The sequence below is a fragment of the Paenibacillus sp. HW567 genome, assembly GCF_000374185.1.
Lineage (GTDB): Bacteria > Bacillota > Bacilli > Paenibacillales > Paenibacillaceae > Paenibacillus_AQ.
Genome location: NZ_KB910518.1, coordinates 1,538,531 through 1,563,036, shown reverse-complemented (window position 1 = coordinate 1,563,036; position 24,506 = coordinate 1,538,531). Strand labels below are relative to the sequence as shown.

The 24,506-nt window shown below is 43.2% G+C and carries 17 protein-coding genes, 1 pseudogene and 1 riboswitch; of the genes and pseudogenes, 2 read left to right on the top strand and 16 right to left on the bottom strand.

The features are described from left to right. Window positions 1-16 precede the first annotated feature (16 nt). The 3 genes from B212_RS0106890 to B212_RS34935 form a co-directional block, all read right to left on the bottom strand. Complete coding sequence (locus tag B212_RS0106890; protein WP_019909785.1) at window positions 17-2,080, bottom strand: S-layer homology domain-containing protein; 2,064 nt, start codon at window positions 2,078-2,080, stop codon at window positions 17-19. Between the two features lie 51 nt (window positions 2,081-2,131). Next, window positions 2,132-2,224: riboswitch (cyclic di-GMP riboswitch) on the bottom strand. A 523-nt stretch (window positions 2,225-2,747) separates the two neighbouring features. Further along, window positions 2,748-3,251: a hypothetical protein gene (locus B212_RS0106885; protein ID WP_028530665.1), complete on the bottom strand. Its 504-nt coding sequence runs from the start codon at window positions 3,249-3,251 to the stop codon at window positions 2,748-2,750. After that, a complete protein-coding gene (locus B212_RS34935) occupies window positions 3,241-3,396 on the bottom strand; it encodes a hypothetical protein (protein WP_198015836.1) in 156 nt (51 codons plus the stop codon). Before B212_RS34935 ends, B212_RS0106885 begins: the two co-directional genes overlap by 11 nt. 414 nt (window positions 3,397-3,810) lie before the next feature. On the opposite strand from B212_RS34935, the pseudogene B212_RS35895 reads away from it, so the two are divergent. After that, window positions 3,811-4,089 (top strand): annotated as a pseudogene (locus B212_RS35895) (transposase); the annotation flags it as partial. A gap of 204 nt (window positions 4,090-4,293) precedes the next feature. On the opposite strand, the gene B212_RS0106875 reads toward B212_RS35895, so the two are convergent. The 3 genes from B212_RS0106875 to B212_RS34390 form a co-directional block, all read right to left on the bottom strand. Next, entirely contained in the window at window positions 4,294-5,610 is a 1,317-nt protein-coding gene (locus B212_RS0106875; RefSeq protein WP_019909784.1) for a hypothetical protein, read from the bottom strand. Window positions 5,611-6,235: 625 nt separating this feature from the next. Next, on the bottom strand, window positions 6,236-6,700 hold the full coding sequence (locus B212_RS34395) for a transposase (RefSeq protein ID WP_019909782.1): 465 nt from the start codon (window positions 6,698-6,700) through the stop codon (window positions 6,236-6,238). A gap of 383 nt (window positions 6,701-7,083) precedes the next feature. Continuing rightward, window positions 7,084-7,245: a hypothetical protein gene (locus B212_RS34390; RefSeq protein WP_019909781.1), complete on the bottom strand. Its 162-nt coding sequence runs from the start codon at window positions 7,243-7,245 to the stop codon at window positions 7,084-7,086. A 536-nt stretch (window positions 7,246-7,781) separates the two neighbouring features. Here B212_RS34390 and B212_RS34385 point away from each other — a divergent pair. After that, entirely contained in the window at window positions 7,782-7,928 is a 147-nt protein-coding gene (locus tag B212_RS34385) for a hypothetical protein (RefSeq protein WP_019909779.1), read from the top strand. 747 nt (window positions 7,929-8,675) lie between these two features. Here B212_RS34385 and B212_RS33035 read toward each other — a convergent pair. The 10 genes from B212_RS33035 to B212_RS0106810 form a co-directional block, all read right to left on the bottom strand. After that, a complete protein-coding gene (locus B212_RS33035; RefSeq protein ID WP_156830082.1) occupies window positions 8,676-9,299 on the bottom strand; it encodes a helix-turn-helix domain-containing protein in 624 nt (207 codons plus the stop codon). 151 nt (window positions 9,300-9,450) lie between these two features. Beyond that, the gene (locus B212_RS0106850; RefSeq protein ID WP_019909776.1) at window positions 9,451-9,936 is read right to left on the bottom strand and encodes a hypothetical protein; all 486 of its coding nucleotides are present in this window, start codon (window positions 9,934-9,936) and stop codon (window positions 9,451-9,453) included. An 11-nt stretch (window positions 9,937-9,947) separates the two neighbouring features. After that, the gene (locus B212_RS0106845; protein ID WP_019909775.1) at window positions 9,948-10,664 is read right to left on the bottom strand and encodes a hypothetical protein; all 717 of its coding nucleotides are present in this window, start codon (window positions 10,662-10,664) and stop codon (window positions 9,948-9,950) included. A 112-nt stretch (window positions 10,665-10,776) separates the two neighbouring features. Next, the gene (locus B212_RS0106840; RefSeq protein WP_084673395.1) at window positions 10,777-12,015 is read right to left on the bottom strand and encodes an IS110 family transposase; all 1,239 of its coding nucleotides are present in this window, start codon (window positions 12,013-12,015) and stop codon (window positions 10,777-10,779) included. Window positions 12,016-12,200: 185 nt separating this feature from the next. Continuing rightward, entirely contained in the window at window positions 12,201-13,004 is an 804-nt protein-coding gene (locus tag B212_RS0106835) for a recombinase family protein (RefSeq protein WP_019909773.1), read from the bottom strand. A 321-nt stretch (window positions 13,005-13,325) separates the two neighbouring features. Continuing rightward, a complete protein-coding gene (locus tag B212_RS0106830; protein WP_019909772.1) occupies window positions 13,326-14,123 on the bottom strand; it encodes a rolling circle replication-associated protein in 798 nt (265 codons plus the stop codon). Window positions 14,124-15,645: 1,522 nt separating this feature from the next. Beyond that, the gene (locus tag B212_RS0106825; protein ID WP_019909771.1) at window positions 15,646-16,338 is read right to left on the bottom strand and encodes a hypothetical protein; all 693 of its coding nucleotides are present in this window, start codon (window positions 16,336-16,338) and stop codon (window positions 15,646-15,648) included. A gap of 11 nt (window positions 16,339-16,349) precedes the next feature. After that, window positions 16,350-21,881 carry an RHS repeat-associated core domain-containing protein gene (locus B212_RS0106820; RefSeq protein WP_019909770.1) on the bottom strand — a complete coding sequence of 1,844 codons (5,532 nt, stop codon included), beginning with the start codon at window positions 21,879-21,881 and terminating at the stop codon, window positions 16,350-16,352. A gap of 255 nt (window positions 21,882-22,136) precedes the next feature. Next, window positions 22,137-23,687: a GBS Bsp-like repeat-containing protein gene (locus B212_RS30910; protein ID WP_156830080.1), complete on the bottom strand. Its 1,551-nt coding sequence runs from the start codon at window positions 23,685-23,687 to the stop codon at window positions 22,137-22,139. A 71-nt stretch (window positions 23,688-23,758) separates the two neighbouring features. Next, window positions 23,759-24,436: a hypothetical protein gene (locus B212_RS0106810; protein ID WP_198015835.1), complete on the bottom strand. Its 678-nt coding sequence runs from the start codon at window positions 24,434-24,436 to the stop codon at window positions 23,759-23,761. Window positions 24,437-24,506: the final 70 nt, after the last annotated feature.

Genomic DNA, 24,506 nt, shown 5'->3' with positions numbered 1-24,506 from the left:
TCCTGTCTCTTATCCATTAGAGGAATTTCAATTCAGCGAGCAGCTTGTACATGACCATTGCCGCTTCGGCTCTTGTCGATGAATCTTTAGGTTTCAAAAGCTGTCCGTTACCCTGCACCAGCTTCCGCTCGGCCGCCGCAGCAACGGATTCCCGTGCCCAACTGCTCACGCTGCCTCCATCCTTAAATGCAGAGAGTCCGGCAGCAGGCTTAACGTTATTCGCGGAATCCGGGGTAACCTCAGTGCTTCGGATCGCCCGCATCAGCATGACCATCATCTGCTCGCGGGTCAGCGGATCATTTCCCCGGAAAAGCCCGGCTTCCCCGGTAACAATTCCGGCTGCCGCTGCCGCTTCGACATACGTGTAAGACCAGTTCGCAGCCGTGACATCACGGAAGGTAGGTGTTTCCGGCTGGATCGGCTTCAATTGAAGAGCTGCCGTCAGCAGCTTGGTGAATTCGGCACGGGTCAGGATGCCTTTTGGCGCAAAAGTAGTTCCATTCATCCCGTCCACAATTCCCCTTGCCGCCAATACCTCTACTGCCTGCTGTGCCCAGTGGCCTGACATGTCTTTAAAATCGGCCTGACGCAGCATGACCGCATACAGCCCGGAGGCTGTAATCTTGGCTTGAACATAGCCGTCTTCCGCCGCAGTCACTCCGCCAATATAGGTCCATGCAGATTTTGCCGGATCGTAGGAGTAGATTCCAAGCTTTTCACGCCCCGATGTCCAAGGCTCCTCCTTCGGGTATCGGACCGCCAGCTTCGCGGGGATCTGGAAAGGCGCACTTGCTTGAACCTGCCAGGCGGAGCCTGCTTTCTGCAGTTTTTTACCGCTCTGGTCCAGCAGTACAGCCGTCTCCGGCTCAGCTTGGGCCAGGCTCACTTTGGTATTCTCCGGGAATGTCCCTGCCGAAATCTCCAGTCTCGCCCATCCGTCCATTACAGACAAGGTTCCGCCCGCGCTGCCAATGCTCTGACTGTCTTTAGCTCCGGTTACCACAGGAACCGTCACTTCAGGCGTTGAACCTGGGTTCGGGGCTGTGCCTGGGGATGGCGTCGTGCCTGGACTTGGAGTTGGAGTGGTGTCTTTTTTTAAGTCTAACGATTCTATGTAGTCATCCTTCTTGCTGTACAGCAGTTTATCTCCGCTAATTCCGATCAGCTTCGCTCCTGCCTCTATCGCCGGAAGCGATTGTACTGCATATGTAGAGAGGTTAACTTGCTGCAGCGTAGTTTTACCGTCCACTTCGTCCTGAAACACCGCATGCCCCTTAGCTATGGACATAAAGGCATATTGTGTGCCTCCAGCCTTCAATTCAGTGAGATCGACTGGCTGAGCTGTCAGGTCCTTGATGTTCAGAAGCACATATTTGCTTTCGGAGGCACCGTTTGTTTGCTTGAACAGCACATGACTGCCATTAAAAACAAACCAATCTACAAAATTTGCTCCACCCAGACTAACAAGCGCGCGCCTAACCCCGCTGCTCAAATTCAGCAGACTAAGCCCTCCGTCACGGGCATTTTTGTATACCACATTTCCATCCGCCAGCACCGGGAACCGTCCTTCGCCAAGATCCGCCTCAACGCCGGTAGCCAGTTCGTGGTAGATCATGCTGCCGTAATTTTTGCGCTCATACCAGACCACGCCTACACCGTCAGTCGTCGGATTGCCGTATTGACCGGATTGCTTATTGAGCTTAGTCTTCGTGCCTGTCACAAGATCTGCACTGTAGATGTCCCAGTTGAGCGAAGATTCCGCTTCGCTACCTTTATCGGCCCATACGGCAACCGTGCCATCCACATAAGGCGCATCCTTGGCCGATGAACTCGACGTAAGAACCGTACTTGCCCCGTTGGTCTGATTCAGCGCGTGCACCTGCTTCACTCCGCCGCTATCCGCTTCGAGCCATACCAGCCGTTCTCCCGACACGCTATAGTCCGTCCGGCCCGGATCTGCTGCGGCGGCTGAGACCTGCATCGTGCCACCCGCACTAGGCAGCAGCCCTACAAGCATGCTTACCGCCGCAACTACGGCCACAATCGTCTGCGAAAACTTCCTTTTCCTTCCGAACCTCATTCACTTCTCTCCCCCAGCGCTATTTTTAGGCACGCCAAAAAACCAAGTGCCTTGAGCGGCCCGGCTGCCCTAACATCCCTCCCGGATGAAGTAGACCCGTGGCTTTGCGTCTCCGACTTTCGTACGGATTTGCCTTTGTTCCAAACTCGGTTTTTCTGTCCCTTTTTGAAATTGTAGGTATGACTTTGGATGTATAGGACTTCCTCTATTATCGGAATTTATTCCTGTGAAATTAAGATGTTCTATTTTTTCCTTTTTTAGGGGGATGAAAATGAGGGAAAGGTGAGTCGTGATTTCTATAGGGGAAAATAGTTTATACGTAGAGTATAGGAATTTCCATGCATCTTCTAAATATGGGATCCGTAAGGACTTGTCCATTCAAATTGCAATTGACCTGAGTCACAGAATATTGCCATTCGTCTCCAATGAGAGTCTGAGTCATATCTTAACTTCATCTCTTATCGGTATATTTTTACAACTGAAGACCAACCTAGAATTCCAAGCATTCCAAATTCGGAGGGGGGGGGGGATGAAATAGTGATGCTAAAATTTCGGATTGTTTGTGCTCGTCCAACTGCTGATTCAAGCCGAAGTAGAACAAAACAAAGAGTAGGCCTTTCTCATATTGAAGGAGAAGTTCTGCTCTATATACTTTCTTGTGATTTGATTATTGTTGTAGGCAGCTGCTGGATACTCCAACGCTCGCTCTATCAGGGTGATTCGGGTTATTTACTGTTACCGTTGCTTTAATGTAGTATTTACCTGGCTTTGTTCCAACTTTAATTTTGCTAAGATAAGCATTCAACGTAGTACCATTCTTCAGCGTTTGAGGGAAACGGGTATGCCGCGATCCAATCGTATACTCAGCAGTTATCGCCCCGCCCGTCTTTACCGATAAAGTATTGGGCATCACAGCAACTCGAACATAATCACTTGAAATAATGTCTTCACCGTTGTACTGGTATTGCGCCCATAGCTGTCCGCTCTCCGTCAGGTTGAGCTTAATCGGCACGTAGTCCGTTGGCTGTTCCACAGGAAGGGTGACACTTTGGATCGCTATCCGTCCATATCCATCGTCGAGTATAATATCTACGTCTTTGCCCAAAATGGCGGCAATTTGTTTGGCGCTGATCTTGACCGTACCAGCGGCCGTCTCCTTGTCAGAATACATGGACGAACTTACCTCCTGTCAGGCTCACTGCTTGGCTAAGATCAGGAAAGGCCCCCTTCTTGACCGCAATCAACCGGATATCCCTTTCACTGTAGCCATAGCCGGTGTAGTTGATGGTTAGTTTGCTCCCGTTGGTTACTTTCATCTGCGGCCATGCTGAAACTGTGTACAGAGCGCGGTAGGTATTTGCATCTACTTTTTGCGCTCGATCAAACTTGATTCCCATGCGTTGGATAACGCCCGCCGTGCGAAGAAAAGAATATACTCTTTGAACCTTATAAAAATACTCATGCCCTGTTGTAAAAATCGGATCGTCCGCATTCTGGAGTCCGTTGGACGGGAAACCATACGCCAAACGTTAAAAAAACGAAACTTAAGCCTCATTTAAAAAAACAATGGTGCATACCCGCAAAAGCCAATACTGAATTTGTCGCCCGCATGGAAGCTGTGCTTGAAACCTATGCCCTCCCGTATGATCCGAGATCCCGCTCATTTGTATGGATGAGCAGCCTGTGCAACTGCTGAATCACGCCCGCCCGCCGGAGAAGACTATGAATACGAGCGTAAAGGTAGTTGCACCCTGTTTTTATTCACAGAACCTTTGGCCGATTGGCGCCACGTTTGTGCGAGCCAAAGACTGACCAAGTCGGATTGGGCAGAACAAATCTGCGAATTACTCGAAGTCCACTATCCAAAGGCGAAGCGTATTCGACTTGTCATGGATAACTTGAATACATATACCCTCTCATCGCTGTATGAAACCTTTTCTCCTGATGTAGCATTCTCGTTAGCAAAGCGTTTGGAGATCCACCACACACCGAGTATGGAGGCTGGTTAAACATTGCTGAAATTGAACTGAGTGCAATGTCGATACAATGTCTGCACCGCCGAATTAGCTCAATTGAACAATTACAGCAAGAAGTAACGGCTTGGAAAGTCAAGCGCAACCAGGATCAAAAATCATTCCAGTGGCAATTCACAACCGAGGAAGCCAGAGGTAAATTAAAACATTTGTACCCTAAAATCTAAAGCGGTCAAGGTACTAGAACTTTAAAATAATAGAGTCCACTAATATTGACCCGGCTCCTCCGGCAGCAGTTGCATTTAAGCCTGCATGAACCCTTATCCTTTTTGCATCTGCTGGAATAGTTCCGTCTATGCTTAATGTCTTATAATAATTAAGAATTCCGGGAGGCATGCTAGCTGTACTGGTACGTAATAGCTTATTGGAAGCATCGAAAAATTGAATAAGGAGCTGCACCCGGCTATTTTGCTGAGCCTCTACGTAAAATTGTCCGCTCACTGTAAAGGGTTTGTTCCCCTCTACGATCACATCCTGCAACGCCCACACCGCAGTGCCAGTTGGCATTCCCGAACTGCTTACTTTTTGGGCCATTGTCCCTGCTGATACAGGTGTGGAGACAACTTCGAACTTGTCTGCACTATGGGTGTCAGACCAGGTGCTCCATCCGTCTGCTATCTTTTGAGACGTCGCGCTATCTACCCCGCCATTAGTAAGCCGGTTCCCTTCCGGATCGTATCTAAAAGAAATGGAATCCACGATAAATGACCCCGACCCGCCTGCCGCAGTTGACACCAAGCCTGCATGGACTCTTACTCTCTTCGTTCCTGTTGGTGTCGTCCCATTAATGGGTAACGTCATGTAACTGTTGTTATACGTGCTTGAAGGCATGCTAGCTGTACTGGTGCGCAGCAGCTTATTGGAGGCATCGAAAAATTGAATAAGGAGCTGCACCCGGCTATTTTGCTGAGCCTCTACGTAAAACTGTCCGCTCACTGTAAAGGGTTTGTTCTCCTCTACGATCACATCCTGCAACGCCCACACTGCTGAGCCGGTTGGCATTCCCGAACTGCTTATTTTTTGGGCCGCTGTCCCTGCTGATACAGGTGTGGAGACAACTTCGAACTTGTCTGCACTATGGGTGTCAGACCAGGTGCTCCATCCGTCTGCTATCTTTTGAGACGTCGCGCTATCTACCCCGCCATTAGTAAGCCGGTTCCCTTCCGGATCGTATCTAAAAGAAATGGAATCCACGATAAATGACCCCGACCCGCCTGCCGCAGTTGACACCAAGCCTGCATGGACTCTTACTCTCTTCGTTCCTGTTGGTGTCGTCCCATTAATGGGTAACGTCATGTAACTGTTGTTATACGTGCTTGAAGGCATGCTAGCTGTACTGGTGCGCAGCAGCTTATTGGAGGCATCGAAAAATTGAATTAGAAGTTGCACCTGACTATTTTGCTGAGCTTCTACGTAAAACTGTCCGCTCACTGTAAAGGGTTTATTCTCCTCTACGATCACATCCTGCAACGCCCACACTGCTGTGCCGGTTGGCATTCCCGGACTGCTTATTTTTGGGCCGTTGTCCCTGCAGATACAGGTGTAGAGATAACTTCAAACTTGTCTGCACTATGGGTGTCAGACCAGGTGCTCCATCCGTCTGCTACTGTTTGATCATCTTTGATATTCTCAAAACTGGGATTGTTGATAAGATTCTTATTTGACAACTTAGAGAGGAGATTTCCATTCTTATCATAGTAGTAATTAATTACGTTACCATTCGAATAATGAGCTGTCTCTAGTTGTCCGCTTGGGTTGTAATAGTTGGTGATCTGTGAATCGGCATGTACGTTACTGATGTTGGTAATGAAACACAAGAAAATTAAGACTACTATTTTTAAATACTTCAATTTGAGAAATCTCTTTTTCGACTCAGTTTGGATTATGTACTGTGGGTAAAGGCGCTTCAGGTTGATCCGAGCGTCATTCGTCGTGAACTGCCAGTCTACCCCTTTCTGGCTTTGATTACGAGAGTACTCCCGAGCAGCCCATTCGCCAGATAACTCTGCAATGGAGGAGGTACGCCGGCCTAAACATTGGTGCAACATCACGTTAAGCTCAATCTCAGTGATGTTGAGCCAACTGCCATGCTTGGGTGTGTAATGAATCTCCAGTCGTTTAGCTAAGCAAAGACAGTTTGAGGATCAAACACCTGGTACACCGAAGCGATGGAATGCGTGTTCAGGTTATCCATAACAAGCTTGATTTTAGGGGCATGGGGGTAGTGCTCATCCAGCAGGGCTTTCACCTGCTCTGCCCATTCAATCCGCGTTCGTCTGCTCTGAACCTCGATATATCGCCACCCTGCCAAAGGCTCGGTAAAGATGAAGATACTGCAAGTTCCATTTCTTTCATATTTACTGTCTTCCCGCAGAGGCTTAGCTGGTTTCATCGGAATCGGCTGTCGGACTTCATTCAGAAGCTGAAACGGTTTTTCATCCATACAAATGACGGGGCAATTCGGATCGTAAGATTCGTGATACACTTCTAGCACATCTTCCATCGCGGCAACGAACGCCGCATTCTGCTCGGGCGGAATGCACCAGCATTTATGGATAGATTTTCTCCAACCATTTTTTCTTTTCATTCAGTTTCCTTGTAGCTCTAGCCCAATCCTTTAATTTCCCAGTAGGAGAGTACTCCAAGGAAAGCAAGCTATATTTACTTCTACTTGCTTTAAGATAACTCCGAATGATGTTATAGGGCCTATTATGTACTAAATACCCGACAGAGAAAAAAAGAACTAAATATATAATTATGGATTCAAAGAGCAAGAAAGCTGGAATTAGATTAAAAACTGATACAGCTAAAGCCTTTCCCCCTACTCGAACTTTATTAAATTTCTGTTTGCTTGATAAATCTGTTTCGATGTTCCTTTTCATCTTATTGGCGAATGAACTGCCTTAAAAATATGAAACCAATAACATAAAGAGTATAAGCAAAATTGAAGACCAAATAAAATTATTCAGTTCAATCTTCTCCCTCATACACTACTCCCCTGTCACTAATGAGCTTCACATTATCTTGCACAACAGAAATCTTCTCCGTTGTACCTATATAAATCTCCTCATATTCAGTCGAAATACTCACAACTTGCTGTTTCTTCATGGCCATATTCAGTTCTTTTAGCACACCTTAACGCCTTCCTTTATAGGAATTAATCCCCTGGAAAATAATACTTAATAACTATTTCGGCAGAATTTCCGGAAAAGTTTAGAGAACCCAGAAAAAGTTATGAGTAGTATTATGTTGAATTCTTGAGATGTCCTTTTGACAGTTAATTGCTCACAGAAGATTGCGGAATTGGGGAAACGATTACGATCCAGCGGCTGAGCTAGATGGATGAGACACGGTTAAACCCTTCTACATGTGGATTCGAAACTGAAGCCGCGCCACTTCAAGGTGTAAGTCGAAATTTTACCGTATGACGCGAAACGGCAGTTACGGGAGATTTAACTCATGTGGGACATACATTTGTTTCAGCCGGTCTGCGTGATCAATGAGGCTCATTTGCTGACCGGGAGATGTTGGAGGAACTGTGTTTTTTGCTGAACCTGAAAATGGATTCGTAGAGCCGGTTGGAGCGGCAAGCGTATGCGGCGATCCGTCAGCGAATTGATATGCAGTGTTATCTTTCACATCTAGACCGCGTAGAAATGGGAGCTTATATGAAGAGGCATCTGAGCGCTGCGGGTGCAGCGCACGAGTTGTTTACGGAGGCGGCGATAGATGAAATCTACCGTTACTCCAGCGGAGCCGCCCGGCTGGTGAACACAAGCTATGCACCGGCGCACAGAACAAGCACCGAATTGTAGACGACCATGTGATGAAGCGTGTGATCTAGGGAGAATTGTTATGATTCTCCCTGCTTTTCTATCCTACTGCGGACAGATTGATCGTCAATAGCAGGACATCTCATGCCGTCAACCTCTGGACATTATGGGTTAGCAGTAACACTTGGTGTGATCAACAGGGAAGTCTTTACCTCAGGCAACTAATAAGTATTATACGCGTTGCTTATCAGCCACGTGTTACATTCTCTGAAAAACAAAAAGCACCTGAACCTGCCCATATTGGCAGAATTCAAGTGCTGTAAGGTTTTCGAAGGTGTTTAGGTCTGATCTTTATGACCGTCCGCTGCATAGCGATTGTGACATATCGCTCGGTAGACTGTCAAGACTGATTGTTTCACCCGGCTGCGCGTTCGTCTACGGATGAGTGACTACTACAATCGTCAGAGGCTGTCTCTTTCACAAATAATCTAATGCCAATGTTGTACCTGCAAATCCTAATTTGTTAGCTTTTCATTGTGTATCTTATAGCTTTTGTTCAAGGCACCTGTTTCTTCGCTATAGAATGTAGTTTATATTGATTCAATATAGCTGAATCAATAGGAATAATCTTGCATTCAGTATGATAGTGTCAAACATAAGAAACCTTCTTTCATTTCTAGTAGTCTAAAATATTGGATGTGATTGGGGATGTTATAAAAACGAGAACCAACAGTTGGAGTTGGTTTATTGTCAACTCGTGTCAATCTTTTTCATTGTATTAACCACCTATCAAGGTCTAATTCCAGTTTCCTCTAACAACTTGTCTAGCTTCTCAAAGAACTGTTTCTGTTCGTATTTCGCATAATCTGGATGGACTCCCCATTCGTTATCTCGGTGAACGAGATAATATAAGACCAATTCCAATACTGCCTTTTTATTACGATTCTGTTCTTGGTATACCGTAATTACTTCTTCAAGCCGTTTAAAAGTCTCGTTTTCTTCGCTATTGACCAGTACTTCCAACTGCTCAATCAGCCGTTCCTTTTTTTGTTCTTCATAAATATACTCAACAAGGTGCCTATTGTGTGAATAGTGCCCTGTTGTTGTATATCTGTATCCTTCATCATTAACGCCTGTCAGCTCGATTTCTTCATGTTCATCTGTTCTGGTTAAGTAAATCATCAGAATTTCCGACTTTTCGGATGGAAGCAGTTCCTTCAGAAACAAAGTTTTATCCTCGATCCCGAATAACTCAGACAACTGCTCAAGACGTGGTCCAGGAATCTTCCGTCTTTCTTTAATCCAGTCCTGAAATGTTTGCTTGGAGACCCCGATGGCTTCTGCTACCGATTTGTACTCCATGTGAAACGAGTCAGCTATAAATTGTAATCCGATCATCTCATCCACCGCCATACCAAGTATGCCTTACGAGATTGATTATATTTAGACATACTCAATATGTCAATTACTTTTCCAAACAAAAAACCACATGGAGCTTTCGCTCACATGTGATTTCTTTTTGTTTTTTCTCAATTTGAATAATTCTTCAATATCAAAAAAATCATTATTTTTTTTTGAATACCCATTGATTTCTGGAAAATTGTTCGTCAATCATGTTATTATACATTTCCTCTGTCAAAACTTTCACTCCCCGCTCCAAGTATGGTTTCAACCTGGTCTTAAGCAGTTCCTGGAAATTTCCTGATCTGAATTCTGTAACCATTAATTCAATAGATTCTGGGGCTTCAACAATACTGAGTTTGAATTTACATGAATCCATCTCTTTGTCTTTCACCAACACAATACAATTAATAACAAAGCTATCGTCTATCTCTCTTTCCTCTTTTTTATTCTTTGGTCGGAACCATATTCGATTTGTGTTGTCTTCAAATATTTCAACTCCTTCTTTGGAAAAAGATCCCTGATATGAATACCCATATTCAAAAAATAAGAACTCATTACACTCTGGAATACTAAAAACAAGATCCAACAAATTATCTAAAGGATCACTACTGCCTTGAAAAACATTACTTAAATAATATACAGGCATTCTGATTCTCCTCACCACGGATATTCGTCGTCATCACCAAAAAGATGCATATCTGGGTTTACTGTAGGATGGAAGTGATCTTTAAAATAATAATTACCTCCTCGTTTATTAAATGGCTGTCCTATGTGGAGCTCTCCAACTTTAGCACCGTTACTATCAAGCACGTTTATTTTAAACATGTCTGTTTCTTTTATTCTACCAAATGTATAGCCGTTTTGGGACATATACGCCCTGAGATCACCAACATTTTGCCACAATGGGTTGTTTTTACTTGTATCTATATAATTTAACGATGCAGTCACATTCATATTACTAGTTAGAATTCTGAGGATTGCATCTTTTTCACTTAGAATTCCTCTTTGCTGATCTAAGATAAGAGTAGTACTTGTTCCTTCTTCAGAAGTATAGTTAATAGCTAAAAAACCATCTCCTGTGTGTACAAATTTTGCACTTCCTCCTCCACAACCTTCCGACAGGTAATTACATGCATTATTCCGTACCTCACTTGCGCCAGCTGCCATTGAAGCTTTGGATTTCCCGTTATCCTTAACATATTTATTATACTGTTTAGAACTCATTTGGTTTAAGAGGTACCAACCTGTTTGATAATCTTCGACGTCTTTCCTTGCGACAGGATTCAAGAATTTATCATACCCATAAGATTGTTCAATCTTATGCCCGCTTGGATCAGCATACCTCAACGGATTATTATGCACAAACGTATACAAATTCTGACTCAGCGGATTATCAATCTGCCCCTCATACGTATCCTAGTTTATAAAGCGACTATTCTAAAATAGAGGACGGCAACTGTTTCCAATCGCCGCCATCCAGATTATATCAACCAGCTTCTGATATGGATACTTCTGGAATAACGTATACCTTCTTGGTTTTCATCAAGTAAAAGATCACGTTCACTAGTTTCCGCATAATGCACACAACGGCTTGCTGTTTGGTCTTCCCTGCGGCCAACTTCTGCTCATAGTACCAGTGAAAGTACGGGTTCTGGGGTACCTTCGTAGAACGTGTAACCAGAAGCTGACGGATCGCAAGAGATTTAATGATGTCGTGTAATACTCTGTTCCCCTGCTTACTCTTGTAGTTTCTGACCTTGTTTTCTGAGCCAACGATTACCGGAGCGATTCCGGCAAATCGGGCTAGCTTATCGGGCGTAGCAAAGCGATAGATATCACCAATCTCTGCTACCAGCTCCGCTGCCGTGACAAGGTCAATGCCTGTCATGCTTTCCAGTTGGAAACCTAACTGGTCCGTCAGCTTCCTGATCTCTCCTTCGCCCCGTCTCATTTCCCGTTTGTAAAAGCGGATGTTTCGCACAAGGCCTTTGACAATAAAATCCCGCTTGTCTTGGAAATCACGTGTTGTGTCGCCATCATCTGCGATAAGAGACAGGATCTGCTCTGCTTTTTTGGTGGATAAACCGTTATTACTCAGCTTTCGGAGATACAGGGCCAGTTCCTCCACCTTCATACCTGACAGATGATTTGGGGAAGGGTACTTATGCCAGAAGGCTAAGGCGGTTTTCCCATCAATTTCTGAGAAGAACTTTTTGTAACTTGGATAGTGATAGCCTAGCTGCTGATGTAGCCGCTTGACTCCATCAGTCAAATTCTTAGACTGCCAATTACGCTGGGTGACTAGCTGGCTAATGGCCCAGTACAGATCAATCGGCTTGGCATCCGGTAGATTGTGCAGTTCATCCCGTAAGACCTTAGCTACACATTCTGCATCCCAGGAGTCTGACTTCTGGATGGTTACGTGACTCTTACGTCTATTGTTCGCCAGTTTCGCATTAACTTCCTTCACGAAGCAGCCCTTTTCAGTCAAGTAGACCGCTAGTGCTCTACCGTAGCCGCCCACATCCTCTAACCCGTATACCGCAGACATTCTCTTTGGGGTATGCTTTTTCACTTCCTTTTCGAGTAGCGGGAAGGCTGTAGGCTTGTTATCGAACTTAATTTCTCCTAGCTTATGATTCCAACAATCCAAAATGACGGCTGTGTGGTGCTGTTTATGTAGGTCAACACCTACATACACTAACTGATCCGGCTTTATTATGATTGCCCACTCCTTGAAGTCAACCGGGAAATCAAGAGTGATGAAACAGGTCTGCATCCTCAGTTCGAGCGGACGGGCCGCAAAGATACGTTAGCAAAATCCTGCTTCTCCCTCATGGCTTCACACGGCTCTTTATTTCATCGACTCATAAATCAATTTCTGTTTTAGCCACTCCTTATGCTCTTACATCAATGAGAGATGCTACTACTCTCCAATTCCAGGATCGCTGGATGGACATCGACAGCCTTCACGTTTCCGTAGCGGTATATCCCGCCGTAAAACTCTTTACGATCAAGGATTCGCTTGACCTGAACCTTCGTGAACCGTTTACCTTGCTGGGTGGTGAAGCCCTCAGCGTTCAAGCGTCTCGCTAACTCTGCCAATGTCCAATCCGAATATCGCTCTCTCAGTTCAAACAGCCGCCTAATGGCTGACGCCTCCACTCGGTTAATCTCCATCACTTTCGTGCCTCGCTTGGCTGAATACCCAAAAGCTACGCGACCCCCGGCATATCCGCCTTGCTGTGCTTTCTTATTCCTTCCACGACCGAGCTTCAAGGCAATTTCCAATCTCTGATACTGGTCGAGCAGTTCCATGAGTCCATTCATCAGAAAATCATTCGGGTCTTTACAATGAATACTATATGTGGGCTGCTCAATACTCCTGATATCTACACTGTATTTCCTGAACTCCCGGTGGACTAACACTTTGACAAGATCACTTCGCCACAGGCGATTTGTATTCAAGACAACTACATAATCCACACCCCCTGAAGATAGTGCATCCAGCATCATCCGAAAACCTTCTCGCTCTACCTCCATGGCCTCTTCATCCACCTTAGCGCCGCTTACTCCGGCATCCGTATAGATCGTGATTAAATTCCACCCTCGCTCTTTGCAGTACGCTTTGATTTCGTCCTGCTGATACGATAGGCTGTATCCCTCTTTGACTTGCCCTTGTGTTGACACGCGAATATACCCAACTACGTTCATCTGCCTTCTCCCAATCGCAACGAAAATTTTAATTACCGTAACGGAAGCTTAGTTTAGCGCCTATTATTTGGTAATTAATTCCTTTTAATAAAAGCAAGCATAGTACGCTCCGCAGAAGAGTTCAAGCTTTCTTTCCTTCGGTATTAATTGGTATTAAGTTCCCATACAGGCTATCCAAGTAGCCTTCGGAGAGCTTAATTCCATACAGAAACTTTAGCTTAAGCTCTAAATTATAGCCACCTTAACAGCTCGAACCCAAGTAGGTGTAAGGGCCTGGAGGGACTCATTATACACGTCTCGTTAAACTGTTAGGCTTCATGTTCAAGCAATAATTTGATGTGTTTCTAACCGAATATAATCCAAATAGTCCACAGGAAATTGTCTAGATTCCACCAACCTCAGCTCAACCCCCATATTCCGTAAGCCCTCCATAAGCTCGTCATAGTTACCTTTAAATATTTCAGGCAGCTTTAGGTTCTTGCTTTGAAGGAACAGTCGCTTGCCATAGGAGCGCTCATCCGTTTTAAATTCCTGAAGGTTCTTCAGGAGATACTTCTTAAGCTTATTTCTCCGATCTCCTGCAGATAATTCGTAAACTTGCTTAAAGTCAACATTTCCGTGGCCCCAGATAGCCCTAAACGTACCATCCGCCAGTTCCTCCCTCGGTATTCGGGGAAGATTTGCCAGTATGTGAAAGTGAATCGTTCCTCTGCCTTGAAATGAGCGTACTGCAAGATATTTAAAGTCGCCATATCGCTCCCGCATCCGCTTCACCCAGTTTTCAAAATTTTTACTGGCTTCGGCCAGCGAAACGTGATCTTTCCCATACGTTAGGGTGATGTACTTGTGACCCTTGGCAAAGTTCAGATCCATCAGATTTTCGAATCGTTCTCGTTCTGCCAATAACAGCCGTCTTGGCTGTGGGATGCTGTTACATTGGGATAAATTTTTATTATCCAGCGACTCAGGAATCAAGGGAAGATTATAATTACTCCCTTCCGCTTGACGCTTAGTCATCGTTTGGTAAGGTTTCATGAGGACAGGGTATATAGGTTTCCCATACATCTTCACCTTCAAGTAGTTACCAATCCATGTTGCCTGACAGTTATACGCATTCATACTCTTCTTCCTCCTTAGGGTAAGGCCCCTTTGGGGTAGCCTTTGTCTTAATAAAGCAGGGGGAGAAGAGTGTACTCCGTGTGTATACCATGGGTTGAAGAGTATTTTTTGACGGATTTGTTACGGTTAATTTGGGAGATGCTTGGGGGTTGAGCTTTTGCGGGGGGCATAAATGTATACAGCGGATTATAATAGGGCAAATACAAGCGTTATTGAAAGTACGGACGTTTACCTTACTTACGAATGCAAACACCTCCTACAGCACCTTAGATAGGTATCGTGCCCATCTAAACGCAAGTGAAGGAGGAACGTTGGTACTGATCCTCCTCGCTGCGCTCGGAGACTCCGCTTCGCTTCGTCCAGAGTTCGGTTTAAGAAATTAAAGTGGTTACAGACGATTTATACCAAGCGGTTTACGAATTTAATGCTTATTCAGTCGGAAGTTCATGTTTAGAAAGATTTGGCCATCTATATTGATTTCTATTTCGTAGCATTCGTTTCTATCGCCGCTTAGGGACTGAGTACTTTCTATACGGCCTATTCTATTTTGTTAATTAGAGTCCTTCATGCAGGTGTTTTTCCGAAAACTTTTTATTTTAACTCATCTTTAAGTGTTCGGAGATGAATGAGTGAGTGAGGTGGAGGTAGTCCATTAGCCGAGAGAAGCGTGTATAAATAAATTAAAATAAAAGTCTATTCCAAAATGACCTTTGGTTTTCTGTTTACTTGTTCGAAAACAATATAACCTGTGGTTATGTATGTACAGACATATCAGCAGAACATTATACGGTAGTAATGAGGGATATCTTCTAAAACTCTTTGTCTAATCCATAGGGCGCTGGATAGAACTGTATTTAAAAAAAGATACTACGTGGAGTATTAATCATATGTAGTTTGAAAAATACGTGGTTTAATCACCTATTTCTGTAAAAAATGTTTTACCAGTAAGTTATCTTTATACTCCAATTACAAAAATTCTATTTTTAATTTGATGGACGTAACCACGATCTGAGATTTTCTCAGTAGAAAATACAGAATCCCCCTCGTTTGCATCCCATTCAACAAGGATAAGTTTTTTATTTGGGTTACCCTAGAATAACCTTTTATATTTAATACTTTCTCTAGGGCTGTCAAATTTGGACCTTCGTCAGTCTCTTTTGAATTACAGTTAGAAAAGATAGCATCAGTTTACTTTCCTGTTCTTCAACGATGATGTATTAGTAAGCTTTTGCTCCGCCCGCCCCCCCCCCCCCGACTTCTTAAATTCTCCACATGATGGTATCAAAATCGCATCATTTTTGTACGAGTAAATTGAAAGCAATTTATAGTCATATAGTATATTCTGCACCTCACTATTTTACAATTGCACTATAAATTAAAGAATTATTATACACACACGTATAAGATTTCTGCTCAGCAATTTCTTGATCTGCCCCTCAAATGAATCCTAATTTTTAAAGCAGAGTTTTGAATAAAGCAGGTGGTAACTGAGAAGATATTCCCAATCACCACCCAATAAAATTTATCCCCATTGCAATTGAGCTATTAAGTCCTTCCAATTAAGCACCTGCACATAGGATAGATCTTTTTCAGATGTTTCGTTAATTTCCTCTTTATAGATAAAATAATCCGGCTCTCCTTCTTGATTGTTTACTACTCTAAAATCGCTCCAATCTTTCTCATAGACATTTTTTAGTACAGCTCTTTCTTTTGTGGCTAAATTATAAAAAACTATCTCAGTTACATCGGGAATTCGATCTTCTGAAACAAAAATTACATATGAATCGTCTGCTGATAAAAAACGATGAAAATAAAATGGGTTTACTTTGAAACAAAAATCATTATCGAGTGTTGCTCTATTTAATCTCCATACTTCACCGCTAAGATAGTCATTTTCAAGCAGCAATCCATCATTATCTTCATCAACTATTTTTACATAATATAGATAATTCACCGTTAAATAAACATCATTAATATCAAATTCTCCACCTTTAATAATTTCTTTTTTCCTATCGGTTTTACGATTGACCATCCAAATCGATTTGGTACTTATTTTGTCTTCATTATTTTCGATTACATTTCCATTGAAATCAATTTTTCTTATAGTAGTCTTTGAAATAAAAATTTCATCATTAGAAAATGCAAGGAAATTGATTTCTTCTTCCAATGAAGTAGAGAAAAGCATTTTGTTCGTGCTGAGATTAGATATATTCATATTTTTTCCTCCTATGGCGCTAATAAATTTGCGGGCAGCGTTGGCCACAATATAGGTATTAATGAAGGTAGGAGTCTTATTCCTCTATAAGCAAGATAGCCTCCACCAACTACATACAAACTTGTTTCAATATTATCATAATTCATAGAATTTGTAGGTAGAGTAGAGTTAACTTCATTCCACTTAAACCTTGTTTTCTTTTCCATTTCTTTCTGTACCCATTTTGGTGGTGACCCAGGACTATTTCTATTAGCATCATGGATAGTTCCATCTAAATTGCGCGACCATTCTTCCCCTTTGGGTCCGAAAATATGTCCATGTCTTTGAGTACCACTACCATCATTTTGTGCATCAACTCTCCCCTTGTACCCTGCACTCAGATCTACATTTTTCCCAAAAATGTATCCCGCACTACTTGCAGCGTCAATCTGCGTTTGTGTTGGGTTTTCAATTGTACTGAAATAATTAAATCTTATATTTTGAGCTGCACGATGTATAGCAGTTTGAAATGCTATAATGTTCATCCTAGTTATATTGCTGGCTGAACTATTATCTAATGATAATAGTTGTCTCTGTAAATCTTCCCAACCAGCTGTTAGAGGTGCAAGTTCATTAAGAACCTGTTGAGGAAGTACATGATCGCTTTCCATACTATGACCAGATGGGTCTGAAAAAATTAATGGGTTATTTCCTACATACGTATACAGATTCTGCGTCAGCGGATTATCAATCTGCCCCTCATACGTATCCTCATTTAAAAACCGCCCGATGCTTGGATCATAGTACCTTGCCCGCAGATAATAAAGCCCGGTTTCTGGATCATAGCTCTCTCCCGCATACTTGAAGGAGTTGGAGGTTCCCTCCACTTGGCTCGTGATGTTGCCCCATTCGTCGTAGGTGTAGGCATTGACGACCGCTCCGCTGGTATTGACGATCTGCACAACATCTCCGTGACCATTATACAGATAATAATAGTCTGCCGATGCCTTTTTATCCTTCTTCACCAGAACGCGATCCCCACGGACAAAGCTGGCCTGTTCAACGAAGCTACCATTAGTAACTTTTTCTTCAGCAATGACCTGCCCGTTTAGATTGTAGTTCACTTGGGTCTTGCTGTTTCCCGTTGTCTTCGCATACCGCAGTCCATCCGCATAATACTCAAAGCTAGTCGTACTCCCTGCTTTCGTAACCGAGGTCAAGGTATTTTGCAGATCATACGTATAGCTGGTATCTGCGATATCTGGGCCTTGTCCTCCCGTATCCGACAAGGTTTGGCGATTGCCGCGCATATCATAGCTATAGGTGATTTTTCTTCCATCCGGTTTTGCTATGGACAACAGACGATTCAGTGCATCATATGTGTAGTGAGTAGTCTGCTTCGTGTCACCTGTTCGGTACTCCGTAACAGCAATCTGGTTCCCGTTGTTATCGTATTCGTAGATGAAACTAGAGAGAGTCGAACCTCCCTTGACATTTTCCATGCTCTCGATCCAGCCCAAAGCTTTCTTATACGTATACGTCGTAGTCAAGGTACTTCCATCTGTCAGAGTTGGATACGTAATGGAATTGACTAGGTTATTCGGATAATAGCTGTATTGTACATTGACGGATGCATCATTACTGAGTGTCGAGCTACCGTTTGTTTGCACCTTCTGCAGTTGTTGTTTGTTGTACTGATAATTGGTGTAGAAGCCCATGTATTGATCCCGTACTCGCGTGATACGGCCCAATATATCATACTGATTCAGAATATTGGATGAATGATTCCCTGCCACAGAATACGTGGATTGTACCTGATTTAAGCTATCCACAACCTGTGTTTGTGAAGCAGTCTGCACGTTGTTGGTAAAAGTTTTAATGGCGTGATTTGTAGGCCCACCCTCACCAAAAATGTTGCTTATTTCCTGAGACTGAACCGCTCCATTAACCATTCCGGTAATCTTGGCGGATTTCAACTGACCACTTTCATCATAAGTATACGTATACGAGCTGCCATTACGGTCCATTTTGCTGCTTAATTGGCCCAGTGCATTATACGTATAATTCTCGCTTTGCGAGGCTCCGTCCTGTTTGGAGGTGATCAAGCCAAGTTCGTTATACGTTTTACTATTCAGCGTTTGTTCCGAGCCGTTTTTGGCTTGAACCGTAGTCTTGGCAATTTGCCCGTTACCATCATACGAATACCGTGTCGTTTGATTTAGGGCATCCTTTACAGCCGCCAAACGTCCTAGTACATCATACGTAAAGGAGGTTGTTACACCATCCTCATTCAGATTCCGGTTAGGATCAGTATATCCTACCACATTTCCAGCGAAATCATACTTGTATCTTTCTGAAATTTGCTGCTGATTACTAGGCCAATCTTTATAGGTAGCTACTCCCGTTTTATTGCCCCACGCATCAAAGCTCGCTTCTACGTAATTCCATTTCTCCGTCGAATTCTTTGGCTGGAGATAGCTAATGTTGGTGCGGGACTTCAGCGAGTAGTCGCTGACAAACAGGTCTCCCTTCGCATCCGTTGCACGATTCTGTTTTCCCCAGGCATCATAGCCAACTGTTGTTTCATTCCCAACTCCATCAACCATATACACCGGACGTCCGGAATCGTCGTAGTGATACTGGGTAAAGATCCATTTTCCCTGATACTCGTCCCAGTGTTCTTCCAAGAGCGCGAGACCTAGTCCGTTATATAACGTGTTCGCATATGTTCTTTGTGTACTTCCGTTTGATAATTGCACGGTTTTGATAGAATCTACTTTTAATGTAGACGTTCCCGCGTTAACAGCATCATAATTTCCTGAAATAATTCGGCTATAATAATTGTATTCCGTTACTTGGCTGTACTTCTCACCGTTGGCATTAGTGATTACAGGTTGGGTCTGCTTTTTCAACCGGCCTAGACTATCATATTCATAAGAAACGGCCTGATTATCTCCATCCCTCTCCTGAATCACTTTTCCCGTTCCCATATCATAAGTCATCGACTTCTTGACGATCTGCGGATTGGCGGAGCCAATATTGGAATAGGCTTCTTCGACCGTCGGATAGGCATAATTCGTATCGGAACCATAGGTGACAACACTTTTGGATACGTTCTTGCCCCCAGCCGTTTTCATCGCCGTCACTTTGTTCACCCGATTTAATCCATCCGGGGACATGTCATAGCTGTAGTTCGTTATCTCACCAGCCGCATTAGTCAAGGTCAACACCCTGCCTTGTGACCCATAACTATATAATTCAGACAATGGGGCATTCGCATTCTCGCTTGAATACCAGCTTTTAGAAGCCATTAACTGAAAATTGGGTTCATAGGTGTATGTCGTTTTATTTTTACTCAGCAGTGTTGAATTATATCGTTGCTCCTCAGTCAATGGGCGAGTAGTGGATAGAGGATTTCCCCAATCATTGTAATCCGTATAGGTATACAGCTTATTGGCTGTGGCATCTGTATCTCCGGCCCCATACTCCCACGTTTCCGAAGTAGTTGGCAAGGTATCAATCAAGGAATGAAATGCTGTATTCTTCTGAACAATCCTCTCTCCATTAGCTGCTACATTCGTAGTAGACAGCATCTGTCCTTTTCCACTAAAAACATAAGTGGTCTGCAAATTGTTGGGTTCAGTAGCAACCGTTGTTGAATACTGATAGTCTTTTGGTTTATTGTCGTCATAATAATCAGGATACCCGTCATAGCTCCCCACATAGCTGTAAGTGGCCTTGTTATACTCCCCGCTATAAGCGCCGTTTCGAATGACTTGGTCATACCGGGAGGCGATTACGCGCTCGATCATCCCTCCTTGAATCCCGTAATTCCGATATTTATCCATATATCTGTATACGGTCTGAGAATGAGGATATTCGACCTTTTCCAGTTGATATGCTTTAAGCTGAGAAGTGCCATCATCCCCATCCTTGAAGTCCTTAAGTTTCCAATTGGTATAAATCGGGAGTCCGTTATATCCAAATTTGATTTGCTCACCACTTTGATCTGTAATCGTTTTAAGCGATAAGGTCGTATCCCCAACCCACGTATAGAGCGTTTGACCGGTAACAGGGGAGGTCCAATATTGCATATATCCGCTCCTGCCCCGGGTATAGGTTACTTTTTGTGTTTCTTGCCCCTGCAAATCCAGAACAGAAACGACAAGGTTCTCATCGGCTACGCTTTCGCCACCATTGTTCAAATACCGTTTATCCCTAGGGTCATATTTGAAGATGACCTTCCGTCCGAGACTGTCTGTAATCTGGGTAAGCAAATAAGAGCTTGGGTAATAATATAACTTATCGTATATTTTAGTATAGTTAAATACAATTTGATTGCCGAACCGATCTACGATTCCCAGCAACCTAAGGTCATCTCCACCAAAGTACTCTCTTTTTTTATCTGCGTACTCCAGGTAATACCTTGAGAAGTCTTGACCGTTCGTAAATGAAGATCTGTCTTCTACAAAACGCATATTTTTGCTTTTATAATCTTTAAGACCTTGCGGCGCCCAAAGTTGTACCTCGTAAACGGCACCTTCCCCGTCATGGTAATACAAATCACTACTACTAGAGGCCCGTTGTAAAGACGGAAAACGAAACCCCCAGCCCACACCAAGCTCATATTGATTTGACAGGAAATTATAATTAGCATTCACACTTTGACTTGAGCTGTACATGACACCCACATTTAAATCCAGCCCGTCTCTCCCTGGCAAGCTGATCTGATTTTCTTTCCACACCAAGGACCCGGAGGCAGGATCTATCAATTCACTGCTGTCACTCCGGTCTGAATACTGTGGCTTGTTCGTTTGGTTAATAGACTGCATCTCCGCATTGGAGATCACGCCGTTAATCTGAGCAAGCAGCGTATTGGCTGATGATGCTGTAGCTAGACTGTTCAGAAGAAATGTATCAGGGAAGAGTTTATCCGTTAACCCATACACCTCTGTGGTTACACCATACACATCATTGATAACAGAAGATGAAACAGGCTTTTGTCCAGTTGTGGATAAACGCAGTTCATCCCAGCTTTGATTTTTCTCCGTTTTCACCTTATATAGCTTGACAGGGTCAATCCCTGATTCCTGACTCAAATACGCTGCCTCGTAAATATCTTCAACAGAAGCGCCTAAGATCAGTAATGTGCGAATTTGTTCCTTGCTTAAAACTGGCTCCTGGGATGAAAACAAGCTGCTTTTCGTCGTCAATTTTTTGTACTTAGCCTTGATCGCCGAAATGTTCAGCATCTGTACATCAACTAGGTCTGATTGATCATATACAAGGGACTGTACACTAGCCGTTTTTGACGAAATTGATTTATTCTCAAGTAATGATTGCTGAACAAGTTCCTTCTCCTCTGGAGCCTTTACCTCGGGAGCAGGATAATAGGAGGGTTCAGTAGGTTCCTCTCTTACTGGCGAAGGAATAATGGGTGGTTCATGAGACTCCAGGGCATTTTTAGATAGAGTAGCAGCAGACACATACGTATTGATTCCTATTTCGGAAGTCAATAGGATCAAACAGATTAATGATATTAACAGCTTAGATATTTTTTTCATTTGTTCCTCCTAGTGAAATGTCTATAAATTTAAATGAAGAATTTCAAATTTTTATAATCCCAACGTCATCTAGTGATAAAGATCCCCCAAAGTGGATTCCCCATATGAAAATAATATTGTGACGAGTCTCCAGTTGTAACTATCACAGATTTATTTTTTTGATGTTCCTACCGTTCAAGTCCATGTTGTGAAACCTTTATCACCTATCATGTAGGCTTCTAAGTTTCTAGTAAAAAAGTAAAACTCCGAATAACTCTAATTCTTAACTTCCACCGACAGCATCCCAATAATCCTACTGTTCCCGTATGCATCATATGAATAAATATGGGTGTTGTATGCACCAGTCTCATTGTTATGTTTGTAGTATGGTATACGAATTCTCCAGCTTGTGCTGGTTAGCCGCTCTCCCTCAATCCACGGGTTTTCCAGATCATCCTGACCATTTCTTTCGGTCCAGGTTGGAAAACGCACCGTTGTTACGTTAGAAGGAACTCCGTCGATCGTGATGTCGTAAAAACCGCTACTGAGGTAAGCAACGGTTGGATAGGTGAATTTCAGTGTGTTAACGACTGTAAATTCCCACACTCCTGCAAATGTCCCATCGGCATAAATATGAGTAATATATTTGCCTAGTTCCGAGTTATGCTTGGAGTAAACCACCGTTGCTTTCCATACCCCATTCCCCACCTTGACTCCGTCAATCCACTCGATGTCATCCTGATCCTTATATGCCGTCCAAGTTGGAAATTGTACTCTCTGGACTTTTGGATCTAAACCATAAATAAAGACATCGTAGGATACACCGGTAATATCTGTTTCTTTCGATCCTCCCGTCCCCCCCTTGACCGAAATGGTCGTACCTCCAATACCAGTTCCATTTCCGTATTTGTCAAAAGAATAGATATGAGTGAAATAATTTCCGGTTTCAAAATTATGCTTGGCAAACGGTACACGAATCTTCCAAGTGGTATCATTCACCTTCTCACCCATAATCCATGGGTTCTCCAAATCATCCTGTCCATTATTTTCGGTCCACGAAGGGAAACGCACCTCTCTCACGGTTCTGGAAACCCCTTCTATATTCACATCATAAAAACCATCGGCAAGATATGCTGTTGAAGGAGATATGATCTTAATTGTGTTTTGGAGTTGAGCCGTTACGCCTCGAACCATTACACCATCTACGTAGATATGTGTGTTATAAATCCCTGTCATTCCGCCGTGCCTGGAAAGTACTACTGTGCACTTCCATAAGCCCGGATTAACTTTTTCACCCGCTATCCATTCAATGTCATCCTGACCGTATAATTCTGTCCATGTTGGGAAGTTGACTCCGCGGACACTCTCCGGTACATTCTTTAAATAAATATCGTAGGATACAGCCGAAGTACTGAACACATAAGGCTCTACTGAGTATCCCTTCGTTCGCTTGAGCAAATTCCCGTTGGCATCGTATGTATATTGAATCATGGAGTTATCCTGCAGAATCTCTGTTTCAAGCCTGCCCCGGTTATAGACAAAGATCTTTTGCTTCTGTGGCGTTCCCGCCATATCCACTATGATGTAGCTGGAGGTTTTGATGTCCTCTGCCCAAGCTACAGGGGAATGTAGTACTGAAAATAAGTAGATTAAGAGACAGCTTAAAAGTAAAGTTCTAAATTGCTTTATTCTGATGCATGAGATTCTCATAATAGGATCATTGTTCCCCCTTCTATCTATTGATTTTTTTCTTGTTCCCCTGTCCCGTGATGCTTTAAAAATAAAAATGCCTCTTTTAAATCTTTCAAGGGGTACTCTTTCATTCAACAAACTGCAATATTCTAACCGGGTTAATCTCACCTAGATGTATGAAGCCTATAAGGAGGAATCTCGGATCCTTATCGAGCATCTAAATATCCAATAACTGAGTTCCAGCGAGTTGCATCACACAAATTAGTACCATTCTTGTTCACCAGGAAATATATTGAATCACCTGCATTTACTGCAACGGTTAACCCAACCTCATAACCCGTTGAATCATTGTAGTTCAGTTTCTTGGACCATAATTGAATGTTATTTTTCATTATCTTTACGTTGACTCCATCTCCTCCCACTGCATCATACATCGCTACATTTCCTGCGATTCGTACCAATCCCGATTTCGGAGCCACCCATTTTCGGACTGCGTCGGTTTCATCTGGATGCATTGCCTCTTTTATGAATAATGTGACAGGGCTACTACCCAGCCACTGCCCTTTCTTATAACTCATATCCTTATAACTTGTTCCATTCCATTCTTGGTAGTACCAGTTTTGATTGCCTTGAACACCGCCATATGCATCGTAAGATGAACTAACTTCAATAGGTTTATATTTTCCATTCAAATTGCCTTCATTTGATTTAGAAAGTAAGTTCCCTTGAGGATCATATTGATAGCATTCTCTGTTTGATCTAGACTCGATGCAATTTAGACGTCCAATAGAATCATATTCATAGTTCAAAGTGTTATCTGGATAACTATTGGCTACTAGGAATACTACAAAAAATAACAGAAAAGCACAGATAAAGAAGGCCAAGAGGCTATTCATTTTTTAAAATTATGTTCTATACAAAAACCTCACTACTTGTTCCACTCCCTTCATTTAA

Bases quoted from the DNA above. Each gene is read 5' to 3' on its own strand.
- B212_RS0106890 (WP_019909785.1), bottom strand. From the start codon at position 2,080: ATGAGGTTCGGAAGGAAAAGGAAGTTTTCGCAGACGATTGTGGCCGTA.
- B212_RS0106885 (WP_028530665.1), bottom strand. From the start codon at position 3,251: ATGTATTCTGACAAGGAGACGGCCGCTGGTACGGTCAAGATCAGCGCC.
- B212_RS34935 (WP_198015836.1), bottom strand. From the start codon at position 3,396: ATGAAAGTAACCAACGGGAGCAAACTAACCATCAACTACACCGGCTAT.
- B212_RS0106875 (WP_019909784.1), bottom strand. From the start codon at position 5,610: ATGCCAACCGGCACAGCAGTGTGGGCGTTGCAGGATGTGATCGTAGAG.
- B212_RS34395 (WP_019909782.1), bottom strand. From the start codon at position 6,700: ATGAAAAGAAAAAATGGTTGGAGAAAATCTATCCATAAATGCTGGTGC.
- B212_RS34385 (WP_019909779.1), top strand. From the start codon at position 7,782: ATGAAGAGGCATCTGAGCGCTGCGGGTGCAGCGCACGAGTTGTTTACG.
- B212_RS33035 (WP_156830082.1), bottom strand. From the start codon at position 9,299: ATGGCGGTGGATGAGATGATCGGATTACAATTTATAGCTGACTCGTTT.
- B212_RS0106850 (WP_019909776.1), bottom strand. From the start codon at position 9,936: ATGCCTGTATATTATTTAAGTAATGTTTTTCAAGGCAGTAGTGATCCT.
- B212_RS0106835 (WP_019909773.1), bottom strand. From the start codon at position 13,004: ATGAACGTAGTTGGGTATATTCGCGTGTCAACACAAGGGCAAGTCAAA.
- B212_RS0106830 (WP_019909772.1), bottom strand. From the start codon at position 14,123: ATGAATGCGTATAACTGTCAGGCAACATGGATTGGTAACTACTTGAAG.
- B212_RS0106825 (WP_019909771.1), bottom strand. From the start codon at position 16,338: ATGAATATATCTAATCTCAGCACGAACAAAATGCTTTTCTCTACTTCA.
- B212_RS0106820 (WP_019909770.1), bottom strand. From the start codon at position 21,881: ATGAAAAAAATATCTAAGCTGTTAATATCATTAATCTGTTTGATCCTA.